We start from the raw sequence: 25,445 nt of genomic DNA on the forward strand, positions 1-25,445 counted from the left end.
AGGAATTCACAGGTATTAATTCCCATGCTAAAATGAAGTCAGAGGTGAGGACATGAAACGTATCGGCTTTATTGGACTTGGCACAATGGGTAAGCCCATGGCTGCTAACCTTATTCAAAAAGGGTTTATGGTAACTGTGTATAATCGAACTGCTGGCAAAGTGGACGAGCTAGAGCAAATGGGTGCTGAAGTTGCCCTTACTGCTGCGGAAGTCGCTCGCCATTCAGATGTGCTTTTCACAATGCTTAGCAATGATGCTGCGCTGCTTGAGACATTTTACAGTGAACAGGGCATTCTGAGCGGTATTCACCCTGCACTCACGATTATTGATTCCAGCACCGTATCTCCTCAAACAAGTCAAAAGCTCGCAGAAGAGCTCGCTGCACACTTCGTCGACTTCCTCGATGCGCCTGTGACAGGTACGAAGCCTGCTGCTGAAGCAGGTACGCTTACGTTCATGGTCGGCGGCAGTAAAGAAGTGTTCGAGGAGCAGCTCGAATTGTTCCACGCACTTGGCAGCAAAGCACTTTACTTAGGTCCAAGTGGTTCTGGTTCTTATGCAAAGCTCGCGCACAATACGATGGTCGGTATTAACCTAGCAGGGCTTGCTGAAGGCATGTCCATTGCAACGAAAGCTGGGATTCACCCTGGCCAATTCTTAGAAATCGTCCGCTCCGGTGGAGCTAATAGTAAACAAGTCGAGCTCAAAGGCGAGAAAATACTCGATCGCGATTTCAGCAATCAATTCTCTTTGAAGCTGATGCTGAAGGATTTGCTCCTCGCGCAAGAAATCACCAGTAAATTTCAGTTGCCGACACCCATGCTGCAATCTGCGACTAATCTGTTCCAAATCGGCCTAAGCAAGGGCTTAGGCGAAGAAGATCTTAGCGCTGTCATTAAGTGCTACGAGGAATGGATGGGACAAGCTGTTGTTAAGCCTAGTGCGCCTGTTGTTGCGGAACCGGTGAAAGCCGCTTCTCCACTCTCGGGTCGTGAACGCCGCAAGAATACACGGGTTCAGCTGGATATTAACTTGAAACTGTCCATCTATCAATGGGAGCAAGAAGGTTCTTTCTCCGGGCAAAACATCGATGGCACTCTCTTCGATCTGTCCGAAAGTGGACTCCAGATCACAACGGATGTTCTGCTTGCCCCCGATATGTTCGTCGTCATCCACTTCCCACAAGAAGCTGGCTTGCCGCCAATCACGGGTCGGGTCATTCGCATCGTGACCGAAGGACGCAGCTTCCGCTACGGTTGCATGCTCTCGGGACTGCCGCCATATGTAAGGATTAAGTTGGAGCAGTATATTGAGGATCATATTGGGAGTGCGGTGTAAGACGTACTAATAAGAAAAGAACACGGTGTCCTCCTTAGATGGAATACACTGGTACCCACAGTCTGGACACTTTGAAAAAGTGTTCAGACTGTGGGTACCTTTTTTTTATTTATACTGCAATCCGATGGTTCACATCTGCCCGGACACTTTACGTAGCTCATTGGCTAGCCGGTGGAATTCTTCCCTAGCTTCGATATCCTCCGTGCTTGTCCATGCGGCAGACAAAAAGGTAATAATTTTATTGGCATCTTCCGGACTCATCACATACTCCCTTTCCTCTGTAGTATGATCGAAACGAGTCAGATCGCTCCCTTCTATAATCCGAATTAACTTGTCCGCATATTGCGGATCTGTTGCGTATCCTGCTCGAAGCAGTTCCCAGCTCGCTCTTCGATAATCTCGTTCATTTAATACCTGTGCATACCTTGGGTTACTAACAAGTAGGAAGGAGTGGTCTTGAATACTATCGTGCCAACTCTCGTACACTCGGAAACCATCGATAATTTGTACCCATTTGCCGTTAATGAATTCCTGCGTAGTCTGCAGCTGCCCGCTTCCTTTAATGCCGAACAAATTATTGCCCGGGGCATAACGACCCCAGCCGCTTTCTAGAATAGCTTGTGCGATGGTCACACTAGCCAAAATGCCAAATGACCGCATATCCGCTTGTGCGGCAGGAGCAATTTGCTCAATAAACATGTCCTTGCTCATAGCCCTTCCCCTTTGCTTCGCAATACTTGAATCATTTGCTTCAAAAAGGTGGGAAGTGGCAGACCTAAACGTCGATAATTTTCAGTAATCGAAATGAGTTCATTCGCCAAGTAAAAATAAATCGCGCCCGTCATCATCAAATCTGTATCCAAGAGAATGTCCATACGATGCGCCAGCATAATGACAAGCAACATCAATCCTTTGCGCGCAAGGCCCCAAAAACCAACTTGACTGTTGAGGCCCTGCTGCTCTTTGATGGAGGCCGCCATACCCGTGACATAATCGACGAGTATCGCCATGAGGAAAAGGCCTATGAGCTCATTCCACCCGCCGAAGGCGTAGGTGGCTATTGATCCGAGAGTGGCTGTGAATAGGTTGAAATTGATTTGGTTCATGCGTTTGTGCTCCTTTCTTGTGGGATTTATAGTCTTAAAAATAATTAAATACCGATTAAATTTGATCTGAGTTCACTCCAGTGTTTCCCCTTACGCTGTGTAGTGGAAGCTGTTATTGTTGTATCTGTCCAAATCGGAGCACTAAGTCCTTGGGTGATATACATATCCCCAATGGCTTGTCTTAATTCCGTAAGATGTACCGCGCGTATGGCCGTCTTATTCGGACTACTCCAATCATTAATCGTTGTGTCTGTCCAGTTGATTGTGGCTAATCCCCGAGCCTGCCTAACATTATTAACAGCAATCCGAATGCTGTCGATTGTTCTTTTGCTTATAGTGGTGTCGGTATCAGCTATTATCGTTGGCCAACTGACTGCATGTATTGTAAAGCTGACTGTCGTGCTCCAAGTTCCCCACTCGATTCCATCGTGCGCTCGAACTCTTACATAAAAAGAGCCAGTTCCAAGGTTACTTTGTGGGGTGTAACTGTTCGTTAAACCGCTAGATACGCTGGTTGCTGCCCATCCCGTTGAATTCGATCCAGAAGTTGTATCTAAAACGGTTGAAGCAAACGAATTAACCGTACTTATTTGAATGTGAAAATTACTTAACGTCGCATTGTTAGCGTCGGTTACTGAAAAGTTAACCTTAGGCTTCTGATTCAACAGAAAACCACTAGATGCTAGGTTTAAAATTGTTGATACCGCATAGGAATTCGTAGTAAATGTCGTGTAATTTAACGCGTTTGCATTGCTAGCGTTGTCTGTAAAAACGACACCCCAGCGGTACTGCGTAGCAGGTGTAAGACCTGTAAAGCTGTATGCTATCCCTGTGATGCTCTTTGGATATGTCGACTCTACAACCCACGCACTGCCATTCCATCTCTCTAACGTTATGGTGGTTAGTAAAAGTCCAGATGAAGGCGCCGCATCTGCAAAGGCTGACCATGATACACCGTTAGATGTTGCGTACAATACCCCGTTTGTTTGTGTCGGCGCTGTTGGTTTCACGGAATCGATCCATAGTGTAGTCTCTTTGTAACTTTGATTTCCTGCATTATCATAAACCCAAAATCTAACTAAATGTTGCCCTTGTCCTGACCAATGCGCCGAAGTAACGTCAAAGTACCAACTGCCGCCGCCCGCGTTGGTAGCGGTAAATGGTCCCGAAAACGTAGATAAATCCGTAGCTGATACATAACAAGTTACCGCGTTTATTCCGCTTGTATCTGTTACTCCTGTGATTGTGTAACGTTTTGTAGCTGTCGTGTTTACGTATTCACCTATCGTTATGCCGCCGATTGTAGGCGCTACAGTATCAATAGTAAATAACCCTGCATAACCCCAATCACTCCATACTCCGCTACTATCGGCTGTCCTAATCGCTATTTGCCATGAATTTATATCAGGAAGGTCAACGGTTGGTGTCCATGATTTCACGGAAGAATTTACAACGCTGCTTGTCGTGTGCCATGTTGCCCAAGCGTCTTTTGATAGGGCGATTTCAAAGGCTGATTGCGTATCCCCTGCATCCGAATCATTGAACGTCCAAGTAATTGTTGGTCTTTTATTATTTGTGTAACTCCCTGTCGTTGGGCTTGTTACTGTAGGCGGGTTAGGTGCGGCATTGAATGTCCTTGTCCATGTATGTACAATGCTTGGGTTACTTTGAAAGTTAGCACTTATAGACGTTACTTTATTGTGACCACTCATTTTTCCCAATAGACCGTTAAAAAATGGCATTGTTGGTGAACTGCCCGAGACTAAACGAATGGTTGTAGCTTCAACAACACTCCCCGCCGTGTTGATCATCTGCGTTGAAACTGTGTATGAGGAAATACCCATTACTTGTATAAGTCCATTGGCACCCATTTGCGCGCCATAAGTTGTATAGCCTGCGGGAAATGATCCGCCCGATACATACGACCACACAATACTTGCCCCACTAACTGCATTTGTCCTGTACAAACTAAAATTGTTGTTTCCAGTGAATGAAATTGCGTATAAGTATCCATCTGTCGGGTGCTGCATTAAGGCTCCCTCGAATGTTATAGTTGTAGGATTGGTGCTTACGACATTTGCGCCACTACCATTCAATGGCATTCTCACGACTGCGGCTAACTGTGAAGAAAATATAACATATCCACCATATTCTTCTACGGTATAGCTCGTGAGATTGGTATTAGTATTTGCTAACCAAACACCTGAACCTGCTCCCCATGCTGTAGAACTATGCTGATAGTAATAAACATCATCTTCTCCATCATAATCCTGCCATTGAAACCAACTAACGTATAATCTATTATCGGATGCTAACAAGAGAGAGAATACTGTGGAACCTGATCCCCCACCGAAAATAGCTCCCCATGTACCTGCGATATTATTATTGCCTATAGTGTCATAAACTGCGCCTTGTGGAACAATGCTTAGGTCAATACCAAGTACCCCAGATACTCCCCCGAATGAACAACCTACTACCACACGCGTTCCTCTTGCTGAAATGTGCATGTAGCTATAAACATAGTTGCCTGAGACTTGCCATTTAACTCTACAATATTCAGAAAATGATTGACCGTTATTAGTTGATCTATAAAAAATCATATAATAAGGCGATATATTCTGAGATATAGCAAATACTAAAGAACCGTCAGCCAATTCAGCCACGTTAGTTTTGTAGTACGCACCAGTTATAGTTGTTTGAGCTAAATAATCAGCCATAACTTATTTCTCTCCCTTCCTTATGGATGATGATTTCCCCGTCCCTGTTCTCAATATTGAGTGTCTTTTGGGTTCCTACATAAACATAAGATTTGTTGTCAATGTATTGCTCATGCGCTCTTTCTTGTACGTAATCTGATTCGATTATTCCGAACATAAACCGAAATGAATCTTTCGCTGGCACTCCTGCTCTGTGCAAGTGTCGGTCAAAAGTGTAGAACTTGTTAGGTTCAACTTTCTCCCCCGAAATTCCTAATTCTTCTTTTCTTTCGTTGATTAGTTTTCGTAACTCTAATTTTGAAATAGTGTCTTGTACGTCTAACGAAAAACCATTATTGTTGAACTCTGTAGGCGTATCCGATTCCGTTTGAAATAGGTGAAAAATATCCCTATCCTCGAACCAATCAACGGCATTATCCATATGCCATTCGCTGTCAAACTCCCCTAACCGTTTGATTGTAGCGGTACAACCTTCATATAGAAATTGTGTACGACTGTAAACGAATATTCCTTTTTTGCTATTTGTCAAAGGTGCGTTATCTAACAACATAGTAAAGACAGGTATACTCAAATTTTTTACCATTTCAATAGGCATGAACTTTAATACAGGGAGTTTTATTAGTTCGGATATATCGGATAATTCTATATAGTTTCCAATTTTGTCAGGAAAACTTTTTACCGTTAATTTCATTCGATTTATCCCCTTTGTTAAAGCCCCTTAATTAAGGGGCATAGTTCTTAGCCGTTGCTACCTGAGCCAGTACCCATTGTTTAGTCGCTGCGTCCATGTTGTCCGTTGGGTCTGCTGTTAGCCTAACCGCTATAGGTGCTGTAAAGGTTACCGTACCATCCTTATGGATCGCATTCTGTTGCATTTCCTTGATTGCTTGGTACGCCTTGTATTGTAACCAATTCAACCAATCAGCGGGCGGCTTTTCAGACGGTATCAACCCTGTATCTAACTTACTCTGTGAAGGCTTCGCGCCAACAGCATTCCATTCTGGTGATGCTTAGTAAATCCCATGTTCAACCCCACCTCTCTTATAGTGGTAATTCATAATCATTGCTAGGATCAAACGCGGCTCAAGCGATCCGCCGAAACCTGTATGAATCCGAAGTGGGTATCCACACCTATGAAGGTGATTTGTGAATGTATAGAATCTATTGGGGGTTACAGACTTGCTTGATATTCCTAAAACTTCCCAATTCTCGTTTACATATTCTCTAAGTTGTCCTTCCCTCAACTTCAATTTAAACCAACTGGCGCAATAGTGAGTATAGGAATGCCGTTGAATAAGATGTAATCTTCTGCTAGAAAATGCATCTATCACTTGGACAAAGGCTAATATGTTTATATACTGCTGTACCCAACACCTGTATCATAGCCTGCTCTCTTATCTCCTTCACGAAGCTTGGATGCCGCATTTAAGGAAGCCACCTTTGCTTGATCTGTATCAAGTCCTTCAACTGGGATTGAAAGCGTGCTTACATCGAACATAGATAAGTAAATTGTTTTCCCTTGAATCTTAAAGCAGTTTATATGAGCTATGTCTCTTTCGCGTTCAATACAAAGAAATAAAGAGTCAATATATGCCTTCGACAGTGTACCGTCTGAGCGTGTTGGTTTTAGAATCGGCGATAATAATTTTATCTTCAACTACAGCTAAATCATGCAACTCGTATAACTTATGCTCTCGAATAACTTCACGAACAATAGTCAAGTCCCTGTCCATCAACAACTAGGTAATTATCTCCATGCGAACACATCCCCATAGACTTGATGTAGGGATTAGTTTTAACGTAATTCCCAGTTGTCGGATTTACAGTAACAACACCTCTAGAAACTGTGGTTAAAACAACATTGCTAAACGCCGTCATTTCAATTTAACTCCCTTTCTAAGAATAACCTCACTTAAGGGGCATAAGTCTTCGCAATCGCCACCTGAGCATCCACATACTGCTTCGTCGCAGCATGCAGCGCTGCAGTCGGATCAGCCGGCAATGTAACCGTCCCTGTAAAGGCAGGGTTATTCACTGGAGCTTTAGCCGCTATTGCTGCATCCAGAATATCCATATTGTCATCAATAATTGGCTTAGTGTTAAAAGCAGTAGTCGAAGGCGAACTGCGATCAATCTTGTTTAACTGTAAGTTACTTGTCTTTGGATTCGGCATCGAATCACCCCCATGCGATTTGGTCAAGCATTGTTGATTCTATTTGTGCAATTGTCATTGCCTCAATATCTGAAAGCATTAGGTAGCGGAAGGAATAAACAACGTTTAAATGAGCCGGCTTAATATCCTCAATCGCAGCCTTCAAATCATTCATGTTAGGCGGAGTCCCCAACGTATCCACAAACCGCACCGTAAACTGATACGAAGCCGGCTCCTGCGTAACCTCCACTACCCCGCGGTCATACGCTTCGGCCACGCTCTGAATCAAATCCACAGTGACGGTGCCGACGCCTCGCAGCTTGGCGTTAATCACGGACCGACGCTGATCGTCGGGCTTACCAGGCACTGATGCGATGCCGAGTTCAGCTTCCCAAGCGTCCAGCCCCCACGTCGCAGAGCTGACAAAAAATTGCCCCAATGTCTCCTCCAAGGAGACACGCAATTGATCGAGCTCTGCCCCTTGGGCTTGCAGGATCGAGCCCATGACGCGCGATGTCTCGTAGTAATCCGGCAAGTAGCCCAGCATCCGCTTGCCGCTTGTTGAAGTCACTTGTGTCATACTAGCGACACCGTCCCCACAACGGCAACTTGCCCAACGTTGATCGTGATGTTAGAGCTGCCGCCATTCATCAGCAAGTTGACATAATCCTGCACGCCCGGCGTGTCTAGCAACAAGGAACCTATGCGCACATAGCGAACCGCGGGATCACTAGAGAATGCCAGTTCGTATAAATAGGCGCGAACGGCCTCAGTGAAATCATTTTTCACCTGTACCAACGTCCTTGTTCCGTTCAATGTAAGATCGGCCTGAATGTCAATCGCAACCTCATCAGCTGCCTCCACAGTGACGACCGCCCCAATCGGAGCTTTCCCCACCAGTGGTGGAGCAGGGTAAATGTACTGCTGCACGGCTGTGACGATGGAAGCAGGAACACTCCTTTTATCCGTGCCGATGATGACAACTTTGACTGTACCTGGTCCCTGCCATAAAGGCAGAACCTGTGCGGCACCCACACCAGCCACATCGAGCGCCCAGTTCAAATAGTCAGCTTTATTCCCACTTGTACCAGGAGAACGCACTTTGGCGTAATAACGATTGAGCAGTGAGTCGTCTTTTTCAACATCCGCTCCACTTGTCATCTGCGCGGGATTCGTCACACTCGTTATACCTACAATTGGCGTTACCAAAAGGCTTACAGCTCCACTCGGTACATTTCCTTTCGTACCACCATCAACTGCCGAAACGGATACCATCATATATCCAGAGTTATCCACAGATACTGCATCCAGTGTCTCAAACATCACGGACGACGTACCATGAATGTTATCTGCCAATGTACCTACCCGCGATCCTTGTGGGACAACCGTTCCCGAAGCGCCTGTAAATTTCACTTGACCGACAGCCTTGATTGCATCTTTGCGCGTAATACCTCGCTCCGCACAGCGTAAGTCCAAATACGGTCCAAAGGTCGTTCCCGCGAATCCTCTTCGCAGAACCTCCTGTGACTGCAGCGCTGCAAGTGCCAACTCTATGGAAGCTGGAGCCAAAGCATCCCAGATATACGAACCTTCTGACTTGTCCAAATCGGAAGGCAAACTGACTAACATACGGCTCCGAATCTCTTCTTCTGTCTGTTCTACCAAATAATCGGGTAAACTTGCCATATTAACTGATCACCACACTTCCTTTTATGTTCTTTTGCTCGCCACGTATGTTCACGATTTCACATTGAAATGAGCACCCCTCTTTTTCCCAATTAAATGTAAAATGGCGAACATCCGCCGTACGCGGATCGACCTTCAGAGTCTCCGTCGTCATACGTAAAATCTCCATTTCATTCGCTTGACGCGACAAATGCCGGGCAATCAAATCATCGTACTCCTGGCCATAGGCCCGAGAATACACTAGATGGGTGTACCGTCGCGAACGCAGCGCCTTTTGGCACCATTCCAGCCAAGCTTCGGTGCCCACACATTCCGCGATCTTCCCCGTTGGGGTCGTTACGAACTCACCTACGGAATGGTCAAACTTCGGACTGCGTCCGAAGGGAATCGCTCCCTTTTTGCCAGCTGCCAAAAATGCCTCCGTTCTTGTTCCAACTCCAACCCCAGTCCCAGAACTCGCGCCAACTACCGGAAATAAATTCGGCATCTATTTCACCACCTTACACAGAATCACGGCATCGTTGCCATCATCAATTGGAATCGCGAGCACGCGGTCCCCAGGCTTCAAGCCATGCTGAAACTCCATTCGCACATCCTCAATCTCCGACTCTGAAAAAGCAAACGTACCCTGCCCCGCTACGGGAACACTGCCGCTGGTTAAGCCTGAAACCGTGCCCGCTAGCGCGAAATTAGGCAGATGAAGCTTAGCCATCCAATCCGCCACATAATAATCTGCGATTTCGTGCTTAAAACGATCGAGTTTCAATCCACCAGCAGTCATTGTGCCTAATTCCGCCGGTAAACCAGATACCGCTGATGCGGCATGACCAGACATCCGACTGTCCAATAAGGTAGCCAATTTTTTATACGGATTCATTCATGTAATACCTCCTTCTGACGAGTTCGGGACTGCCGAGTTCCAGTACCATTTTGCCGGGATCCCCTAACTCGTGTCTTACCGACATCGCAATGAGCTCCATCCCACTTCCCGCCAAATCTACCTTATCTCCAGCGCGAATGGTGTTAATATCCAGCGATGTGACGCTAATGGTCTCCTGCACACCTGTAAGCATCGCATGCGCAGCTTCTTTAGCCTCGGAAACGGATTGAAAGCTGCTGTCTTGGACGATTTTTTGCAGCGTACCTAGCTCCGCAATCTCTCCTTCTTCTACCGCCAACACTTGCGCTGCGGCGTCATCCCCTGCCGCTTTCGTGCCGAGCACCTTCACTTTCGTAACGGCTCCTTCGAGCGTCCGCTTTTGCATAATGTTCATTACATTCTCACTCGGCTCCAAGGACCACACCGTTGCATTACTGCCAATTTCCACAAGCTCCAGCCCGTTAATTGTCATGCGTGGACGGTACATCGGGCCGCCTTTCTTGGCTGTTTCCTTGAGATCCTTCATGATCATGGCGTATATGTTCTCCGAACGGTACATCGCTTTGGCAAGCTTGATACCTGTGTCAGGTAACTGACCAAGCTGAATATGCCAATCCTCAGCATACCTGCGTAAGCGCTCATCTGCCTTCATACCGCCTGGAAATACATACTCATCCTCCGATTTAGCCAAATAAATCGTCCGATCATACATGGTGACGGTTAGCCGATCCATTCGCTCATAACTGTTCTCGCACTGCCACACAACGGCTGGATGCAGCAACTCCACTTGCTCTGCCCCGCCATATGGCTTGCCTAGCACACGAACAGCTTGACCTGGCTTTATCCCAGGAAAATTCGGTGTCACCACGATCGTCGCTTGCGCCCGATAGGAGATTTCGTCGAGCGCTTCTTCCAACGTCATTTCATAAATCAAATCCCCTAAAGCATACTGCTCATCCAGCCAAATATCATAAGATCCACTCGTCCAAACGGCCATTAGGGCATCACCAACTCTTGATCGATTTGGATAGCATCGGGGTTATCACCAATTAACGCTCGATTTATATCATAAATCTCCTGCCAACGGCTGCCGGAACCGAGATTCATTTTGGCAATCGCCCATAGAGAATCTCCTGACTTAACCGTGTACGTTGTGGACACAGGTTTGATATCAGGTCGTGCCTCTCCGCCAGAAGTGCCACTGCGCTCCGCCAGCGTCCTCACTTTATAGTCACGCCATGTGCGAAAAGTCACATCGAAGTACACGTCACCCGGTTCACCTCCTTTGAAGCTACTATTATGAGCAGAAAGCATGACAAGCACATTCACATCCGTTTCCGTCATAATTAAGCGAAGGGGCTCACGTTGTTCCATCCATGTATTGAGTTGATTCATCGCTGTTTGGGGGTTAGGCAGCGGTTGGTACTTACAGTAGCTAGCATCATATACCGCTGGAAAAAAGGAGGAGAAGGCGATTTCCTTCACTTTTACACCTAGCGGCACATCTAGTTCCCCGCCATGAATAATCGTGATCGTCTCAAAACTTTTGTCACGGCGAATGTTCACTTCTGATGGGTTAACTGGAAAATGCATTCTCAAGCCAGTTGGATCCTCCAACGTGATATCCATAGCTTTGATAACCCTTTCCTCAATAGCCAAAAGCGCTGCCCCCATTCTCTGAGCGGTTTTGCATCGCCGCATTCATTTGCGACACAATTTGATGCCCGATCGTAAAAGCTAATTTCTCTTTATCAACTTCCTCTTTTGGAAAATGAACCGCTACGCCATCCACTTTGACTTCATACTGGTTCGGAGGGGCAGCTTGCGCTGCCGAAGAATTCACCGCAGAAACCGCTTGAGCGGGATCTGCCGCCAAGGACTCGCGCCCTTGAGGTACAAGAGACGTTTTGGACTCTGATTCTTGCACTGGTTTCTTCTTCCCAAAAAATTTATTCGCAATAAAAGAGCCTGCTTTATCTCCGAGATAGCCACCCAACATGCCTCCAACTGCAGTTCCAAATACCGGCAAAATAGCTGATCCAAGCGCAGCACCTAGAGCAGCGCCTCCCGCGCCTGCACCTGCTTGAATCGCCGCTCCCGCTTTGTTCTCTGATGTCAGCACATCCACAGCTGCCAGACCAATACCAAGAGGTGCTACCGCTTTGCTAGCTCCTTTTGCCATCTTCAAGCCGCCTTTAAACAACTTACCTAATCGTCCCCTCGAAGAAGCTGGCGGTCGTCCTTCAGGATGTCCGTCGGGGTGTCCTTCTGAATTGACTCTCGCTGGATTTCTATCATCTAGCGCAACCTCAGCAGCAATTGGCATCGTCCTCCTGTTACCTACTGGTTCTGTTGTACGATCCCCTTGCAGATTGGTTGTCGTACCCATCTTGGCCTCTGTTTTCGTGCCTGCCTTAGATCTAGTCTTCGAACTTGCATCCGTGCAGCATTTTGTACTATTCCCTTCAAGCTTGCCTTTTCCCGAGGATAGTCCCTGCAAAGATTTAATGCTTTCGACCATAGATTTAACGCTATTTACAACAGATTTAAAGCTATCTGCCATTGATTTAACGGATGCACTCAAGCTTTGAGCGATCGATTTGATCCCCTCAACGAAGTTTTTAACGCCATCGCCTACTGCTTTGATACCTTCTCCGAAGCTTTTGACCCCATCGCCGATCCCAGTGATTCCGTCACCAATACGACCTAGTCCCGCACCGATGCTATCGATTCCATCACCGATATATTTAAGTCCATCCCCAATGCCGGCTCCGATGCTTTTAATTCCATCGCCTATGCTGCCAATTCCCGCACCGATTCCTGTAAGTCCATCACCTATGCTACCAATTCCTGCGCCGATCCCTTGAAGTCCATCGCCAATGCTGCCTATTCCCGCACCGATCCCTTTGATTCCATCGCCAATGTTACTAAATCCCCCGCCGATACTTGTGAGTCCATCCCCAATACCTGCGCCGATACTTTTAATTCCTTCGCCAATGCTGCCTATTCCAGCACCGATCCCTGCACCGATTTCTTTGAAACCGTCACCAATGCTGCCAATCCCTGCGCCAATTCCTTTGAGTCCGTCGCCGATACTACTTATTCCTGCACCGACATTTGTGAGACCATCCCCGATGCCTGCGCCAATGCTTTTAATTCCTTCGCCGATGCCAGCACCAAAACTTTTGAATGCCTCACCTATCCCTTGAAGTCCTTCACGAATACCTTTGCTTCCATCACCAAAAGCACTAAAAGCTTCGCCAAACAGCTTCAGCGCCTCACCTATTCTCACTAGGCGGTCAATCCAAGTATCTATCGGACTTTTCTTCTCAGGTGCTGCTTTCACTGTGACCATCGATACGGAAGCTGATGCAGATGCACTCGCTCCCGCCGAGCCCCCGCCCTGCATGCCAACGGATAACGTCCCGCCCAGCCCAGTCAGCAATTGCCGCAGCTGTTTCGCTGCACCAATCACCTGGTCGTTGATGATCAGCTTCACTTCGACTTTCGTGTGACCCAAATCCGCCAGTTGCAGCAGCAACCGGTCAATCACAAAAGAATAATAATCCCGCACAGCAATCGTCGGTCTTGCAGTCACTTGACTGAGTCTTGCGCCAGCTTCACCAGCTTTATCAAATAACCCTGATAGCCGCTGTGCAGCTGAACTAGTCCGATCGACAGCTCTTCGCAGCCCATCTTGCGCAGCTGTCACTCTTGCTAAATTGCCTGCCATCGCCATGTCACTCATGGCTCTCACCTCCTTGCGCGTTCACGCTCTCGCTGCAGCGCTTGTTCCTGCTCCAGCTCTAGTTCCAAGCTGGCCAGCAGGAATAGCTGCTCCCCGCGAGGCAGCTTCCAAAATGCTCCGGGGAGCAAATGATGACGCGTCCACATCGCATGGAGCATCGCCGGGAGCCCCCCGGAGGCTATTAGTTTTTTACTTCGTCCAGCGTCGTGTTAAATCCGCTCAGATCGAGCACTTCATCCCCCAGCGCTGAAAGCTCGCCAGCAAGCAAAATTCGCTTGATCACTTCCTCGCCAGAACTGGCCTGATACTTCGTCAGCAAGCGAGAGTCTCCCCAGTTGGGGGACACGGTAGCAGCGGCAATAAGTGCGACATTGAACTGCTCTTCGTCGAGCCGATCGGTTTGGACACCTCGACGATCCGAACGTTCTGTACAGCGTTCACGCAGTGCAAACACCTGCTTCCCAGTTAATCCACGCAGAATAATGGGGACGCCAACCCGGGAAAGGGTTAACGTCTTTTCTGGCAATTGATCCGCCTCAAGCAGTTTTTGCAAAATTTGTTCATCAGTCAACATTAGGTATGTCCTCCTTCAAATAGTTGAAATTAAATCGCCTTAATCGGGTCATTTAGTGTATAGCCTTCAAATGTAAACGAAACTTCTTCTTTCACTTCCTCACCAGCCGTCCAGTTCGCTAACTGAAGCTTGTCCAACATCACATTATTCAGCGTAATACGCTCAAAGCCGTAGGAATCCGGATCACCAAGTTTAGAAACAAGACTGAATTTCTCGAATCCGCGGGCAATCATATCGCTTGTGACTTTGAAGCCACTCATCGAGCCCGTCCCCTTCATAGCGCCTTTCTTATGACGAACCCACGGATCGCCTGCCAGGTTAAGCTCTTTCTTTTGAATTTCTACATTGGCTTCCAAATGGTTGAAATTCGTTTGCCATTCACCCGCAATAAATACACTTCCGTATGTGCCTAAAATAACTCTACTCGCATCTAAACTCATCAATATGCCTCCCTTAATTTACGATAAAAGTGCCAAAAATTTGTTCCATAACATCCGTTAATTTCGCTTCCCACTTGATATAAACTTGATCAGGAGCAGGCGTGAGTACAGATCCTTGTCCGTAATAGGCTGGGTTCAAATACACATCGAAACCTTGCGCTTCAATCACACCAGCTTGTGCTAGTGCCTGCAAGTATTGCTTGCCGGCTTCCACAAGCGCGAGACGTCCCTCTTCCGTATTGTTCACTTTCCCGATGTAGCTATCTTCCGCTGTACGCAGCACATCGTTATTGATCGTGTCCATAACACGAATCGTACGAATTTTCTTCCAAGCCGCATTCTGGCCTGGACGCAACGTGCTCAGTGCGTTCATACCGCGCAGTGCCTTCACCTTCTGGCCGTCGTGAACTAACAGGAACACGCCATTTTTCACGGCATTTTCTTGCTCACTGCGTGTGGAGCGGCGCGTCACATCACTGAATGGTGAGACCGCGTACGTCGTCGATTCGCTAAGCTTCTGACCCGCGATGAGGCCCGCCACATACGCGGAAATATACGCCGAGCTGTAACTCGCACCCGCTAGGATCGCTCCTGTTCCAACATTCACGATGGCCTCGTGATTGTACGTCGCACTCCTCGTCACAGCTCGGCTAATGGCATCGGCCGCTGTATCGTCGGCGGAAGATCCGCCGAGCACGGTCACGATGCCTTTGCCTTCGCTGCGCAGTCTCGCTGTCCAAGCGACGACAGAAGCTTGAATGCTCGTATCCGTAACGCCATCCAGCGCCAACACATGGAAATTCTGCGTTTCCATCGCGCTCAAGGCATTCACATAATCGGTTGCCGCAATGCCGCTTACACCGGAATTCCCTCCTGCAAGTGCACTGCCGGCCACAGCGGCTAGCGTGCCATTACCTGGAGCAAGCACAGTTGCCATCAACCATACGTTACTCGTATCTTGATTAATCGCATCAGCAGCCGCTTGAACTGAGCTGCCTGCGAAAGTAAATGTTTTCAGCACAGAGGTGCCTTCAAGCAGCTTTAGATCTTTCTGTGTGGAATCCACCGCATTCGTTTGTACAATAACGGAGAAGCTGTTTCCTCGTGTTCCTTCATACTTGGCATCAAGTTTCAACACATTCGCTGATGCCGAATCTTTCAGCGTTACACTCGCTTTCGCTGCTGTTGCATCGGCGATTCGATATGCCAATACTTTTTTCGGCTTGCCCAGCAAAGCCAGTTTCAACACAGGTGGAGCTGTCGCAGCATCAGACTGATCCATACTGAAAGCATCGTAGATGCCCTGCTCGCTCGTAATTTCCACAAACTGACGTACAGCTCCCCAATTGGCCTTCACCGGGATGATTACTGTTCCTTGACTACCTGGTTCAATCGCGCTTAAGGCCGCCGCCTCAAAATTCATATAAAAGCCCGGCAATACCGGACGATCCGTCCCACTCCAAGTTCCACCCGCCATTATTCTTGCACCTTCCTTTGTAAAAAGTTTTGAATGAATTGTTTCGTCTCAGCAATGGTGAATGCTGTTTCCTTCTTACCATGCAGCGCCCCAATAAGCACCTCTGGCGGGCAAGCGAACAGCTCCTGTGAATAGCTGATTAGCTCTTCCTTTGCGTAACCCACAGCTTCCGCTGTGTTTTCTTCTGTTTGACCTTTCGTAGAACTTAATCCTTGTTTGATAAAAATCACCTCAGCTATTAATTTGTGTTTCTGTGTGCACGGCTGCCATCAGCGGAAGCGTGCTTTGCGGAGCGGCAATTGCTCCTTTTAGGGTAAGCGTCAGTACACCTGTAGATAAATCTCCTGACCGCATCGCAATCGTCGAATTCACTACAGTTAACCATCTGCCTTCCGTACCAGTTACCGGCAATTTAACCTGTTCGGCCAGCCCTACTAATAGAACTTGAGCAGCCAACTGATACTCGCTTGCCGACCTTGCCGCAATCTGCCCAACATATTGTTTGGTAAGCTGTGCAGTACTTTGAGATGCTGTTGCACTCTGCCAGCTTGTACACTGCCACGACACAGCGGGTCGGCATGTGCCATTGAATCCTCGATATACGTGCCATTGCGGTCCGAGCAGCGCCTCCGTAAATTGGGAGATGGCCCCCAACCACGACTCTGCAACTGGTTGCACTTGCCGTAGAATCAAGGCTGATTTCATCACGTATCTGCCGTTCGCATCCTTGTCCTGTAGAGCCGGCAATGACGTAATTTGTACCGTGTACAACTTATTATCGACCTCGATGACGCCGTCATCGGGTGCAAGCAACTTGGTAATCACGCGCCATATTCGCTCATTTGCACCAGCCGAGGTTACGCTTCTAGTTTGTAAACTTAACTTCCGCCAACTTTCTGGGACATCCAGTTTGAATTCAGCACTGCCACCCAAATGAGTGAACCAAATCACTTCGTCTGGCGTTGTCGGCAAGCTGTCAATGAAAAGGTCAACTCCTACCGTTCCCTCATCATTAGCGTGGAGATATTGAACTAGTTGATCAGCCAAGTTAATCATTCAAATCTCTCACCTCCTTTCCGCTTCATTTCGTTTTGTTTTGAATTTCAAAACATTTTTTTCTTTTCAAAACGTATTTCACTCCTTTACGAGCCCCTCGTCTCACCAATGATTGGATAGCAGGAACGATTTTTCAACATCCTGTTTAGCAACTTCACCTCCCCAACTTGGCTACACAACGATCATACCATGCCATATTTTAGGTGAACTGCCAATAAACAGCCAACTCTCAGTCATCCTTGTTGTAGCTTCACTTCCAACCGCAGCATGTACGCTAGCTTCTCAATCGCTCTCGCCTTCATCCGATAATACGTACGCTCACTCAAATTAAGCTCATGATACAACAGAAAATCGAACGTCTTTTTTCTTTTTAAATAACGTTCCCGGATAATTCCCTGCTCTTGCTCATCTAGCCGAGATATGGCCTGCTCCACTTCCTCACATATACCTCGCATGTGTTCATCTGATCCCGCCTGGTAAGGAGCTGTGTGCTCCGCCACTTTGAACCATTGATTCCTAGCGGAAATAGCTTCATTTCCTATTCTTAAATCCCCCATCACTCGATACATACGCACGGCTTCAAGCACACTTTCTACCCTTCTTCGCGTTGCCCGGCGATCAATTTGTTCTTTCTCTATATTCAAAATACGTTCTAGCATCCCTTGATCATCTCCTAAAATTTGTTTGTTTTGTAATTCTAAACACATCATACGTTGTCTTGTTTAAAATTTCAACACAAAAAGTTTTGATATTCAAAACTTTTTAGGGATCTCCCCTTGTTTTTTGCACCGCTCACCATTTACAATAGAATCAGGTGATCAAACGATGAAAGATATGGTGCAATTCGGTAATCGAATCCGGCAGCTGAGAAAAATGAACAATTATTCCCTCAGAGAGCTTGGCGAACGGTCCGGTGTTAGTTATTCGTTTATTAACTCCATAGAAAATAATCGCTTCAGCCCGTCACGGGAAACGGTTATCGCCTTAGCCGATACGCTGAGTATTGCTGAGAAGGACGAGCTTCTGCTGCTTGCTGGGTTTGCTCCAACGGAAGAGGAGTCACTCGACGGACTATCTGGAGCAGGAGTTGACGAAGTCGATGACCCTGATGTTAGCTTATTTTTTAAAGACTTCAAAAATGCCCCTAAAGAGCGCCGCGATGAGATGCTTCGTTTCTGGAACTTCATCAAAGAACAGCAGCAGTCTCGAACACCTGACAGCGAGCAGTAATTTATTAAGCAAGCCCTTATGGGCTTTTCTTTAGCCCCAATAAGCGAACATACATTCCATTTTTGAGAAAAGCGAGGTGTATTCACCTGTTCACTCATTACCAACCGACCTCCCTTGAACAGTGGGTAGAAGCTTTATATACGCAACTTGGCATTACATCACCAACTCAACTCAATATGACGAATTTGGCTGCCAAGCTGCATATTTGGGTTTATACGATGGATATGAACAGTATGGCTATTGAAAAAAATGGACTATTCAGCATCAATGTGGACCGCCGCTTATCCGTCAAAGAACAGTGGGAGGACTTCCTGCATGAGCTTTGTCATGTGCTTCGCCACTCCGGCAACCAAATGGTTATGCCCGATCGCTATGTCGATTGGCAGGAGCAGGATGCCTCCTCATTTCAGCTTTACGCGGCTATTCCCATGTCTATGTTGAAGAAATTGTCACTGCCTGAGCAAAAAAGTGAAATGGTCGCCTTTCTGGCAGAAGAATTTCAGGTGACCTATCGACTTGCCAACGAGCGGGTCGAACAGATTCAGCGGCGGGTTCTGCAAGGGATTCTGGATTATGAATACCAACAGTTTACTCAGAGTCAAGTGAGGACGTACAATCCAGCCAACTGGTCCGATGCAACCCGCGCTATCATGAACAAGCTGGAACATTTAAAGCAAAAAGGGGGAATGGCCCATCGTCAAACTAGCCGTCTTTTATGACTTTCATGAAGAACATATACAACCACTCATTATGGCGCTTCGGTTTCGGCCTAACGAACTTGATTTTAGTAAGTCCACCCTTTACATACCGATCAGTGCTCCTTTTCAACAACTGCATATCGAAGAAATCCCCGAACTAGAAGCTGGAATCACCGTGCTGCTAGAGGACCTTGTTGTCAATCCTGCACGTCCTGCTTCTTTCGGCATCAGCCTCTCCCGCATCAAGCAACGACATACGATCTTACTCCAGGATCCCCCTGAGATCCAACAATTATGGATTCGCATGACCGATATTGAAGAGGTGTTGCAGATGGAGATCCGGTCCTTTTACAGCTGGTCAGCCAAAAAATAAAAACCATACATCCATTGAACATAATGTCCAAAATGATGTATGGTTTTTGCGGTTAAAAGCTTCGAGTTATTTGATTACTCAGCAATATACGAACAGATATAATCGCTCACTGTTTTCACTTCGAGCTTGAATTTCGTGTTCGCTGGCACGGTGAATTCACCTTGGCCATTGATCGTAATCCACTCTGTGCTGCCTGGAAGCAATACGTTTAGCTCACCAGCTTGGATTTCCATGATTTCTTTCGTGTCTGTTCCGAATTCATATTCACCTGGAAGCAAGATGCCTAGTGTTTTCTTCGTGCCGTCTGCGAATTGCACAGTGCGGCTTGTTACTTTGCCATCGAAATAAACATTGGCTTTCGTAAGTACAGTTACATTTTCAAAGCTAGACATGATTAAAAGTTCCCCCTCTAAAATGGCTATGAATAAATGCAAGCCGAGGCCCAGATGAACTGAGCCCCAGCTAATGAATTAACCCAACAATGCTTTCACGCGTGCTGCAACATTTTCAGGTGAGAAGCCGTATTCTCTAAGAACCGTATCTCCTGGCGCGGATGCTCCGAAAGTGGAGATTCCAAGGATTGAACCCTCGTCGCCTGTGTAACGCTCCCAACCAAGTGGGTACGCCATCTCAACAGCAAGACGTTTCTTCACGTCTGGAAGGATAACGGAATCTTTGTATTCTTTGGATTGTTTTTCGAACAATTCCAAGCTCGGCAAGCTAACAACGCGAACGTTGATGCCTTCAGCTTGCAGCAATTTTTGCGCCGCGACAGCTAGTTGTACTTCAGATCCTGTTGCCAAGATTTGCGCATCTGGTTGACCGTTTGCAGCGTCGGATACCACGTATCCGCCTTTGCGCAGGTTCGCTTTTGCTCCTTCAACCGTACCTGGAAGGATTGGCAAGTTTTGACGAGTCAAGACAAGCGCAACTGGACCTTTGGATTCAGAGATCGCATAACGCCAAGCTTCGGATGTCTCGTTACCATCAGCAGGACGGATAACTGTGATGCCTGGAATTACGCGAAGTGCCGGAAGTTGTTCAATCGGCTCATGCGTCGGTCCATCTTCACCAACAGCGATACTATCATGCGTTAGCACGTAGATCACTGGCAATTGCATCAAAGCTGCAAGACGGATGGATGCGCGTAGATAATCGGAGAATACAAAGAAAGTTGCTCCGTACACTTTTACCCCACCGTGAAGAGCCATACCGTTCATTGCTGTACCCATACCGAACTCACGAACACCGAACCATACGTTGCGTCCAGCATAGTTGCTAGCGCTGTAGTTAGATTCGCCTTTAATCATTGTGTTATTGGAGCTCGCTAGATCCGCGGAGCCACCAATCAATTGTGGCAATTTGCCTGCAACGGCATTGATTGCATTACCAGAAGCAACACGCGTAGCCATAGGCTTGTCTTCTGTCGTATATGTAGGAAGATCAGCATCCCAACCAGCTGGAAGCTCACCATTCACAGCAGCGCTGAATTGGTTGCCAAGCTCTGGGTAAGCTTTGATGTACTCGTTCAAAAGGTTGCTCCAAGCTTCTTCAGCTGCAGTACCTTCTTTTTGAATTTCCGCATAGTGTGCGCGAACTTCGTCCGGAACATAGAAATCCGGCTCTTCCGGCCAGCCGTATGCTTGTTTCGTTAATTTTACTTCGTCGCCGCCAAGTGGGGATCCGTGAGGTCCAACGTGACCACCTTTACCGCCTTTGTTCGGGGAACCAAAACCGATTGTCGTTTTCACTTCAATCAACGTAGGACGTGTTGTGTCAGCTTTCGCTTCTGCAATCGCTTTGGAGATCGCAGCAAGGTCATTCTGCTCTTCAACGCGAATAACTTGCCAGCCGTAAGCTTCAAAACGTGCTTGCACGTTTTCAGAGAACGCCATGTTCAGTTCGCCATCCAGCGAGATATCGTTGGAATCGTACATCATAATCAATTTGCCCAATTTCAAATGAGCTGCAAGGGAAACGGCTTCAGAGGAAACGCCCTCCATCATATCGCCATCGCCGCAAATTGCGTACGTGTAGTGATCGATAACTGGGAAGTTTTCTTTGTTGTACGTCTCTCTCAAGTGTGCTTCAGCCATCGCCATACCGACTGCCATACCCACACCTTGTCCAAGTGGACCCGTTGTAGCATCAACACCAGCTGTGTGACCGTACTCTGGGTGACCAGGCGTTTTGCTTCCCCATTGGCGGAAGTTCTTGATTTCTTCCATTGGCAGATCATATCCGCACAAGTGAAGCAAGCTGTATAGAAGCATGGAACCGTGTCCAGCAGATAGAACGAAACGGTCACGGTTGACCCATTTAGGATTCGAAGGATTGTGTTTCATATGCTGTTTCCACAGCACGTAAGCCATTGGAGCAGCTCCCATTACCATACCTGGGTGGCCGGATTTTGCTTTCTCAACCGCGTCGATACCGAGTGTACGGATCGTGTCCACGGCTAATTGTTCAATTGTTTTCGTTGATGCAGTCATTCGAAGATTCCCTCCATATGTTTCTGTATTTTCATCAATCTCTAACTTGTACATACAAGTGACATTTGTCGCTTGCATTATTGTACCATTTGCTTTAAGGCAATGCCACAATAACTCATTAAAACGCTTAGAGTTTTAACCTATATCTAAATAGGCTGTACCCATAAATGGGTACAACCTGGCTTTTAGTTAAAAACAACCGTCTTATTATTGTGAACGATAATCCGATCTTCCACATGCCACGCTACCGCGCGAGCAAGCACGATACGCTCAATATGACGGCCGATTCTTTTCAAATCCTCGACATTATCGCGGTGACTCACGCGTTGAACGTCCTGTTCAATAATCGGTCCAGCGTCTAGCTCGTCCGTCACATAATGCGCTGTCGCACCAATAATCTTCACTCCGCGGTTATGCGCTTGTGCATAAGGCTTACCGCCTACAAAAGCAGGTAAGAAGGAGTGGTGAATATTGATGATGCGATTTGCGTAATTTTGGATAAATGAAGGGGAAACAATCTGCATATAGCGAGCAAGTACAATCGCATCGACGCCATCGCCGATGACTTCAAGTTGACGCTGTTCAGCCTCTGCTTTCGTAGCCGCGGTAACCGGAATATGGTGAAACGGGATTCCGAAAGGCTCTACTAGTGATCGCATATCATTGTGGTTGCTGATCACCATCGCGATGTCCGCGTTCAGATCCCCTGCACGCCAATGCCATAACAATTCGAGCAAGGCATGGTCTTCCTTCGAGACGAAGATCGCAATCCGTTTCTTCTGGTTAGCTAGCGACAGACTCCAGTCCATCTTGAATTTGTCAGCAACAACTGAGAAATCAGCTCTTAACTTCTCCACACGAGTTGCCAACTCTGTTAAATCGAACTCAATTCGGATGAAAAACATGCCGCCTTCTGGATCCATCGTGTACTGATCCGATTGCACAATATTTGCCCCATATTCAAATAGAAATTGTGATACGGCTGCTACAATACCTGGCTGATCTGGGCAAGAAATAAGCATTCTTGCTCTATTCATCAATTCGCTCTCCCGGCGATTTGAGCTATTCGTGGTTCCCGCTTCCATTTGTATCCCCCTAGCGATATCTGTCTCTGTAAGCTTAGGCTTTCTTCAAGATGTCATTTCCAGCAAGCCAGACAATCAATCGTTGATTAATTTGTTCTTCACTAAGATCAGCGAAAAGGCGTTCCTCATGAAGAATATCATATAAGCGCTCCAATGGCTCGCGTCCATCTGCTTTCTTCGCTTTTGCATCATTTTTAAGCAGTTCCCATGTTTTAATAACGAAATCGCGGTAGTGAATATCTTTTTTGTTCATCAAAAAGTCAATTCGCTCCACTTGATCCAGGAACTCGCCGCCAAAACGGCCACTTAGGTTACCGGAAAGCAATGCAATTTCCGCTTCGTACATCGGACGCTGTGTCTTGTCTTCTTTTCCGATCCAAGGTGTCTCTAGAATCATCGGCAAATGCTGCAGCTTCTCATGGTTAGCAATATTGTTCATTGCTTCAAAACCAATCCATCCTGATCCTAGCGGTGCGTGACGATCCTTGCTTGCGCCGCGTGGATTCTTACTGTCGTTCAAGTGAATAACGCCTAATTTCTCTAGCCCAATCGTGCGATCGAAATGGTGCAGAACACCGTCCAGATCATTCACAATATCATAGCCTGCATCATGAATATGGCAAGTGTCCATACAAACGGTTAGTTTGTTGTTGAACTCTACACGTTCCATAATCTCAGCGATTTCTTCGAAGCTGCGACCGATTTCGGTCCCTTTGCCAGCCATCGTTTCCAGCGCAATGTTAACGTTCGTATCTTTAACACCAGCAAGCACTTCGTTCAAGCCATCAGCAATTCTTGCGATCCCATAGTCCGCATCCTTATCTGTATAAGCACCAGGATGAAGCACGATATTGCGAACGCCAATGTAATCCGTCCGACGGATTTCTTCTTGAAGGAAACGTACAGCAAGCTCGAACGTATCTTCCTTATAAGAACCCAAGTTGATAATGTAAGGGGCATGAACGACAATTTCATTCATCGCATGCTTGTCCATCACAGCTTTGCCTTCTTCAATATACTGTTCTTCAATCGGTTTACGACGCGTATTTTGCGGTGCGCCCGTATATATCATAAACGTGGATGATCCGTAGGAAACGGCTTCTTCAGCTGCATTTAACAAGCCTTTATCTGAGAACGAAACGTGTGATCCAATTTTCGGCATAATTCATAACTCCTTTATTAGTGGCTGCTACCCTCCTATTTTACTCGTATTGTCGCAAGAAATCTAGAAATAAGGTATAATTCTTACTATCTATTTGAAGCAAGTTAGTGAGGTGACAAATAAATGGCGAATGATTTCTTTATGTATTTCATCATTTTCTGGGTATGCGTGTTGCTTGCCTTCATGTCCATCGGCGGGTTCTTCATGTTCCGCAAGTTTATTAAGGTCCTTCCCAAAGAGGACGGCAAGTCCAAACTCGATTGGCAAAATCATTACGTGGACAGCTCACGGCATCTCTGGACGTCAGATTCCAAAGCATTTCTCGACCAATTGGTTTCACCTGTACCAACAGCCTTCCGTGATATTGCCAAGCATTCCATTGCCGCGCGTATCGGACAAGTCGCTTTAGAGGCTAACGCGGAGGAAGTTACAAGGGATCACTGCATCGAGGGCTACATACTGGCGACGCCTAAGCGGGATTATCGGAGTTTGACGAGTTTTTTGGAGAAGCAAGAGATTGATTATAGTGCGTTTAAGCATTTGTTGGTTTAAAATTATGAAGAAAACACGCCCTCTTACATCAAGAGGGCGTGTTTTTGAGCTATTGTGCGCTAGCTTGCGACGGACAACCGCTATTTAAAAATGTCTATTCCCATCCCTTGTAACTAATAATTTTGGCTGGAACACCTGCAACAACAGCATTATCGGGTACATCTTTCGTTACGACCGAATTTGCGCCAATCATCACATTATTACCTATCCTTATTTTCCCAATAATCTTAGCTCCAGGTGCAATATATACCTTATTTCCGATTTGTGGAACCCCCTTCTTTTCCCCTCTGCCGGCAATCCCAATCGTAACGCCTTGTCCAATATTGCAATTCTCACCAATTATCGTATCTTGATGAACCACGATCGTACCATAATGAGGTAAATAGACCCCTTTGCCAATTTTGGTTCCAAGCGGAATTTGAATGCCCATCACGATTGAAAAGACTTTATGAAGGATAAATAAGAAGATATATAACAACTGTTTAATAACTGGAATCTTAACATGCTCTTTCACATAACTCCCTGCTCGATAGATGATGAGATACCACATGGGCTCATGAAGAATTAGCATTTTCATTTTAGATAATAAACTAACGTGATTTCCTACTTTTACATATCGAAGAATGTCAGCTCTTAAATAAGTAATCAAGGCCTCTCCCCCCTTTATCTATCCATTTG

30 protein-coding genes are annotated in these 25,445 nt (G+C 46.7%); 5 read left to right on the forward strand and 25 right to left on the reverse strand.

Annotation, left to right across the window (positions count from 1 at the left end; translation table 11 throughout):
* Nucleotides 1-52 precede the first annotated feature (52 nt).
* A complete protein-coding gene (locus AC58QT_RS13265) occupies nt 53-1,339 on the forward strand; it encodes an NAD(P)-binding domain-containing protein (RefSeq protein ID WP_310501284.1) in 1,287 nt (428 codons plus the stop codon).
* Between the two features lie 129 nt (nt 1,340-1,468).
* Here AC58QT_RS13265 and AC58QT_RS13270 read toward each other — a convergent pair whose 3' ends face one another.
* The 20 genes from AC58QT_RS13270 to AC58QT_RS13365 all read right to left on the reverse strand — a co-directional run bounded on the left by AC58QT_RS13270 (nt 1,469) and on the right by AC58QT_RS13365 (nt 17,834).
* A complete protein-coding gene (locus tag AC58QT_RS13270; protein ID WP_497409379.1) occupies nt 1,469-2,050 on the reverse strand; it encodes a glycoside hydrolase family 73 protein in 582 nt (193 codons plus the stop codon).
* Nucleotides 2,047-2,445: a phage holin family protein gene (locus AC58QT_RS13275; RefSeq protein WP_497409380.1), complete on the reverse strand. Its 399-nt coding sequence runs from the start codon at nt 2,443-2,445 to the stop codon at nt 2,047-2,049. The genes AC58QT_RS13270 and AC58QT_RS13275 overlap by 4 nt, the downstream gene beginning before the upstream one ends.
* A gap of 44 nt (nt 2,446-2,489) precedes the next feature.
* A complete protein-coding gene (locus tag AC58QT_RS13280) occupies nt 2,490-5,162 on the reverse strand; it encodes a glycoside hydrolase family 78 protein (RefSeq protein WP_497409381.1) in 2,673 nt (890 codons plus the stop codon).
* Nucleotides 5,155-5,853 (reverse strand): hypothetical protein, encoded by a 699-nt coding sequence (locus tag AC58QT_RS13285; protein WP_497409382.1) that lies wholly within the window; start codon nt 5,851-5,853, stop codon nt 5,155-5,157. The genes AC58QT_RS13280 and AC58QT_RS13285 overlap by 8 nt, the downstream gene beginning before the upstream one ends.
* A gap of 31 nt (nt 5,854-5,884) precedes the next feature.
* Nucleotides 5,885-6,112, reverse strand: a complete 228-nt coding sequence (locus AC58QT_RS13290) for a hypothetical protein (RefSeq protein ID WP_497409383.1) — start codon at nt 6,110-6,112, stop codon at nt 5,885-5,887.
* A 962-nt stretch (nt 6,113-7,074) separates the two neighbouring features.
* Nucleotides 7,075-7,335, reverse strand: a complete 261-nt coding sequence (locus AC58QT_RS13295) for a hypothetical protein (RefSeq protein WP_497409384.1) — start codon at nt 7,333-7,335, stop codon at nt 7,075-7,077.
* Nucleotides 7,336-7,339: 4 nt separating this feature from the next.
* On the reverse strand, nt 7,340-7,894 hold the full coding sequence (locus AC58QT_RS13300) for a putative phage tail protein (RefSeq protein WP_497409385.1): 555 nt from the start codon (nt 7,892-7,894) through the stop codon (nt 7,340-7,342).
* Entirely contained in the window at nt 7,891-9,000 is a 1,110-nt protein-coding gene (locus AC58QT_RS13305; protein WP_497409386.1) for a baseplate J/gp47 family protein, read from the reverse strand. The genes AC58QT_RS13300 and AC58QT_RS13305 overlap by 4 nt, the downstream gene beginning before the upstream one ends.
* A 1-nt stretch (nt 9,001) precedes the next feature.
* On the reverse strand, nt 9,002-9,487 hold the full coding sequence (locus tag AC58QT_RS13310; protein WP_497409387.1) for a DUF2634 domain-containing protein: 486 nt from the start codon (nt 9,485-9,487) through the stop codon (nt 9,002-9,004).
* Nucleotides 9,488-9,877, reverse strand: a complete 390-nt coding sequence (locus AC58QT_RS13315; RefSeq protein ID WP_497409388.1) for a hypothetical protein — start codon at nt 9,875-9,877, stop codon at nt 9,488-9,490. It abuts the gene before it with no gap.
* On the reverse strand, nt 9,864-10,877 hold the full coding sequence (locus AC58QT_RS13320) for an XkdQ/YqbQ family protein (protein WP_497409389.1): 1,014 nt from the start codon (nt 10,875-10,877) through the stop codon (nt 9,864-9,866). Before AC58QT_RS13320 ends, AC58QT_RS13315 begins: the two co-directional genes overlap by 14 nt.
* The gene (locus tag AC58QT_RS13325) at nt 10,877-11,509 is read right to left on the reverse strand and encodes a LysM peptidoglycan-binding domain-containing protein (RefSeq protein ID WP_497409717.1); all 633 of its coding nucleotides are present in this window, start codon (nt 11,507-11,509) and stop codon (nt 10,877-10,879) included. The genes AC58QT_RS13320 and AC58QT_RS13325 overlap by 1 nt, the downstream gene beginning before the upstream one ends.
* Before the next feature lie 19 nt (nt 11,510-11,528).
* Entirely contained in the window at nt 11,529-13,628 is a 2,100-nt protein-coding gene (locus AC58QT_RS13330; RefSeq protein WP_497409390.1) for a hypothetical protein, read from the reverse strand.
* Between the two features lie 5 nt (nt 13,629-13,633).
* Nucleotides 13,634-13,786 (reverse strand): hypothetical protein, encoded by a 153-nt coding sequence (locus tag AC58QT_RS13335; RefSeq protein WP_310501294.1) that lies wholly within the window; start codon nt 13,784-13,786, stop codon nt 13,634-13,636.
* 23 nt (nt 13,787-13,809) lie between these two features.
* Nucleotides 13,810-14,202: a phage tail assembly chaperone gene (locus AC58QT_RS13340; RefSeq protein ID WP_065857630.1), complete on the reverse strand. Its 393-nt coding sequence runs from the start codon at nt 14,200-14,202 to the stop codon at nt 13,810-13,812.
* Nucleotides 14,203-14,231: 29 nt separating this feature from the next.
* A complete protein-coding gene (locus AC58QT_RS13345; RefSeq protein ID WP_310501295.1) occupies nt 14,232-14,642 on the reverse strand; it encodes a phage tail tube protein in 411 nt (136 codons plus the stop codon).
* A 13-nt stretch (nt 14,643-14,655) separates the two neighbouring features.
* Nucleotides 14,656-16,119: a phage tail sheath subtilisin-like domain-containing protein gene (locus AC58QT_RS13350; RefSeq protein WP_497409391.1), complete on the reverse strand. Its 1,464-nt coding sequence runs from the start codon at nt 16,117-16,119 to the stop codon at nt 14,656-14,658.
* On the reverse strand, nt 16,119-16,349 hold the full coding sequence (locus AC58QT_RS13355; RefSeq protein WP_497409392.1) for a YqzN/YkzM domain-containing protein: 231 nt from the start codon (nt 16,347-16,349) through the stop codon (nt 16,119-16,121). Before AC58QT_RS13355 ends, AC58QT_RS13350 begins: the two co-directional genes overlap by 1 nt.
* 1 nt (nt 16,350) lies before the next feature.
* A complete protein-coding gene (locus tag AC58QT_RS13360) occupies nt 16,351-17,175 on the reverse strand; it encodes a minor capsid protein (protein ID WP_497409393.1) in 825 nt (274 codons plus the stop codon).
* Nucleotides 17,176-17,408: 233 nt separating this feature from the next.
* Nucleotides 17,409-17,834: an ArpU family phage packaging/lysis transcriptional regulator gene (locus AC58QT_RS13365; protein ID WP_497409394.1), complete on the reverse strand. Its 426-nt coding sequence runs from the start codon at nt 17,832-17,834 to the stop codon at nt 17,409-17,411.
* 166 nt (nt 17,835-18,000) lie between these two features.
* On the opposite strand from AC58QT_RS13365, the gene AC58QT_RS13370 reads away from it, so the two are divergent.
* The 3 genes from AC58QT_RS13370 to AC58QT_RS13380 all read left to right on the forward strand — a co-directional run bounded on the left by AC58QT_RS13370 (nt 18,001) and on the right by AC58QT_RS13380 (nt 19,476).
* Nucleotides 18,001-18,405 carry a helix-turn-helix domain-containing protein gene (locus tag AC58QT_RS13370; RefSeq protein WP_497409395.1) on the forward strand — a complete coding sequence of 135 codons (405 nt, stop codon included), beginning with the start codon at nt 18,001-18,003 and terminating at the stop codon, nt 18,403-18,405.
* 62 nt (nt 18,406-18,467) lie between these two features.
* On the forward strand, nt 18,468-19,124 hold the full coding sequence (locus AC58QT_RS13375; protein WP_497409396.1) for an ImmA/IrrE family metallo-endopeptidase: 657 nt from the start codon (nt 18,468-18,470) through the stop codon (nt 19,122-19,124).
* A 31-nt stretch (nt 19,125-19,155) separates the two neighbouring features.
* Nucleotides 19,156-19,476: a hypothetical protein gene (locus AC58QT_RS13380; protein ID WP_497409397.1), complete on the forward strand. Its 321-nt coding sequence runs from the start codon at nt 19,156-19,158 to the stop codon at nt 19,474-19,476.
* Nucleotides 19,477-19,550: 74 nt separating this feature from the next.
* On the opposite strand, the gene ppnP is transcribed toward AC58QT_RS13380, so the two are convergent.
* The 4 genes from ppnP to AC58QT_RS13400 all read right to left on the reverse strand — a co-directional run bounded on the left by ppnP (nt 19,551) and on the right by AC58QT_RS13400 (nt 24,215).
* Nucleotides 19,551-19,868 (reverse strand): pyrimidine/purine nucleoside phosphorylase, encoded by a 318-nt coding sequence (ppnP, locus tag AC58QT_RS13385; protein WP_310501303.1) that lies wholly within the window; start codon nt 19,866-19,868, stop codon nt 19,551-19,553.
* Between the two features lie 78 nt (nt 19,869-19,946).
* Nucleotides 19,947-21,968, reverse strand: a complete 2,022-nt coding sequence (gene tkt, locus AC58QT_RS13390) for a transketolase (protein ID WP_497409398.1) — start codon at nt 21,966-21,968, stop codon at nt 19,947-19,949.
* A gap of 185 nt (nt 21,969-22,153) precedes the next feature.
* A complete protein-coding gene (gene purU / locus AC58QT_RS13395) occupies nt 22,154-23,053 on the reverse strand; it encodes a formyltetrahydrofolate deformylase (RefSeq protein ID WP_497409399.1) in 900 nt (299 codons plus the stop codon).
* A gap of 34 nt (nt 23,054-23,087) precedes the next feature.
* Complete coding sequence (locus AC58QT_RS13400; protein ID WP_497280843.1) at nt 23,088-24,215, reverse strand: deoxyribonuclease IV; 1,128 nt, start codon at nt 24,213-24,215, stop codon at nt 23,088-23,090.
* Between the two features lie 123 nt (nt 24,216-24,338).
* Here AC58QT_RS13400 and AC58QT_RS13405 point away from each other — a divergent pair, with 123 nt between their 5' ends.
* A complete protein-coding gene (locus AC58QT_RS13405) occupies nt 24,339-24,767 on the forward strand; it encodes a DUF2621 domain-containing protein (RefSeq protein ID WP_497409400.1) in 429 nt (142 codons plus the stop codon).
* A 94-nt stretch (nt 24,768-24,861) separates the two neighbouring features.
* Here the strand turns inward: AC58QT_RS13405 and AC58QT_RS13410 are convergent, their stop codons facing one another.
* Nucleotides 24,862-25,416, reverse strand: coding sequence for a serine O-acetyltransferase (locus tag AC58QT_RS13410; protein ID WP_497409401.1), 555 nt, complete (start codon nt 25,414-25,416; stop codon nt 24,862-24,864).
* Between the last annotated feature and the right edge of the window lie 29 nt (nt 25,417-25,445).

Source organism: Paenibacillus sp. J31R109, from assembly GCF_059692055.1.

Coding starts and splice junctions, on each gene's coding strand:
- AC58QT_RS13265 (WP_310501284.1), top strand. CDS start 53: ATGAAACGTATCGGCTTTATTGGACTTGGCACAATGGGTAAGCCCATG.
- AC58QT_RS13270 (WP_497409379.1), bottom strand. CDS start 2,050: ATGAGCAAGGACATGTTTATTGAGCAAATTGCTCCTGCCGCACAAGCG.
- AC58QT_RS13275 (WP_497409380.1), bottom strand. CDS start 2,445: ATGAACCAAATCAATTTCAACCTATTCACAGCCACTCTCGGATCAATA.
- AC58QT_RS13280 (WP_497409381.1), bottom strand. CDS start 5,162: ATGGCTGATTATTTAGCTCAAACAACTATAACTGGTGCGTACTACAAA.
- AC58QT_RS13285 (WP_497409382.1), bottom strand. CDS start 5,853: ATGAAATTAACGGTAAAAAGTTTTCCTGACAAAATTGGAAACTATATA.
- AC58QT_RS13295 (WP_497409384.1), bottom strand. CDS start 7,335: ATGCCGAATCCAAAGACAAGTAACTTACAGTTAAACAAGATTGATCGC.
- AC58QT_RS13300 (WP_497409385.1), bottom strand. CDS start 7,894: ATGACACAAGTGACTTCAACAAGCGGCAAGCGGATGCTGGGCTACTTG.
- AC58QT_RS13305 (WP_497409386.1), bottom strand. CDS start 9,000: ATGGCAAGTTTACCCGATTATTTGGTAGAACAGACAGAAGAAGAGATT.
- AC58QT_RS13310 (WP_497409387.1), bottom strand. CDS start 9,487: ATGCCGAATTTATTTCCGGTAGTTGGCGCGAGTTCTGGGACTGGGGTT.
- AC58QT_RS13315 (WP_497409388.1), bottom strand. CDS start 9,877: ATGAATCCGTATAAAAAATTGGCTACCTTATTGGACAGTCGGATGTCT.
- AC58QT_RS13320 (WP_497409389.1), bottom strand. CDS start 10,877: ATGGCCGTTTGGACGAGTGGATCTTATGATATTTGGCTGGATGAGCAG.
- AC58QT_RS13325 (WP_497409717.1), bottom strand. CDS start 11,509: ATGGATATCACGTTGGAGGATCCAACTGGCTTGAGAATGCATTTTCCA.
- AC58QT_RS13330 (WP_497409390.1), bottom strand. CDS start 13,628: ATGAGTGACATGGCGATGGCAGGCAATTTAGCAAGAGTGACAGCTGCG.
- AC58QT_RS13335 (WP_310501294.1), bottom strand. CDS start 13,786: ATGCTCCATGCGATGTGGACGCGTCATCATTTGCTCCCCGGAGCATTT.
- AC58QT_RS13340 (WP_065857630.1), bottom strand. CDS start 14,202: ATGTTGACTGATGAACAAATTTTGCAAAAACTGCTTGAGGCGGATCAA.
- AC58QT_RS13345 (WP_310501295.1), bottom strand. CDS start 14,642: ATGAGTTTAGATGCGAGTAGAGTTATTTTAGGCACATACGGAAGTGTA.
- AC58QT_RS13350 (WP_497409391.1), bottom strand. CDS start 16,119: ATGGCGGGTGGAACTTGGAGTGGGACGGATCGTCCGGTATTGCCGGGC.
- AC58QT_RS13360 (WP_497409393.1), bottom strand. CDS start 17,175: ATGATTAACTTGGCTGATCAACTAGTTCAATATCTCCACGCTAATGAT.
- AC58QT_RS13365 (WP_497409394.1), bottom strand. CDS start 17,834: ATGCTAGAACGTATTTTGAATATAGAGAAAGAACAAATTGATCGCCGG.
- AC58QT_RS13370 (WP_497409395.1), top strand. CDS start 18,001: ATGAAAGATATGGTGCAATTCGGTAATCGAATCCGGCAGCTGAGAAAA.
- AC58QT_RS13380 (WP_497409397.1), top strand. CDS start 19,156: ATGGCGCTTCGGTTTCGGCCTAACGAACTTGATTTTAGTAAGTCCACC.
- ppnP (WP_310501303.1), bottom strand. CDS start 19,868: ATGTCTAGCTTTGAAAATGTAACTGTACTTACGAAAGCCAATGTTTAT.
- tkt (WP_497409398.1), bottom strand. CDS start 21,968: ATGACTGCATCAACGAAAACAATTGAACAATTAGCCGTGGACACGATC.
- purU (WP_497409399.1), bottom strand. CDS start 23,053: ATGGAAGCGGGAACCACGAATAGCTCAAATCGCCGGGAGAGCGAATTG.
- AC58QT_RS13400 (WP_497280843.1), bottom strand. CDS start 24,215: ATGCCGAAAATTGGATCACACGTTTCGTTCTCAGATAAAGGCTTGTTA.
- AC58QT_RS13405 (WP_497409400.1), top strand. CDS start 24,339: ATGGCGAATGATTTCTTTATGTATTTCATCATTTTCTGGGTATGCGTG.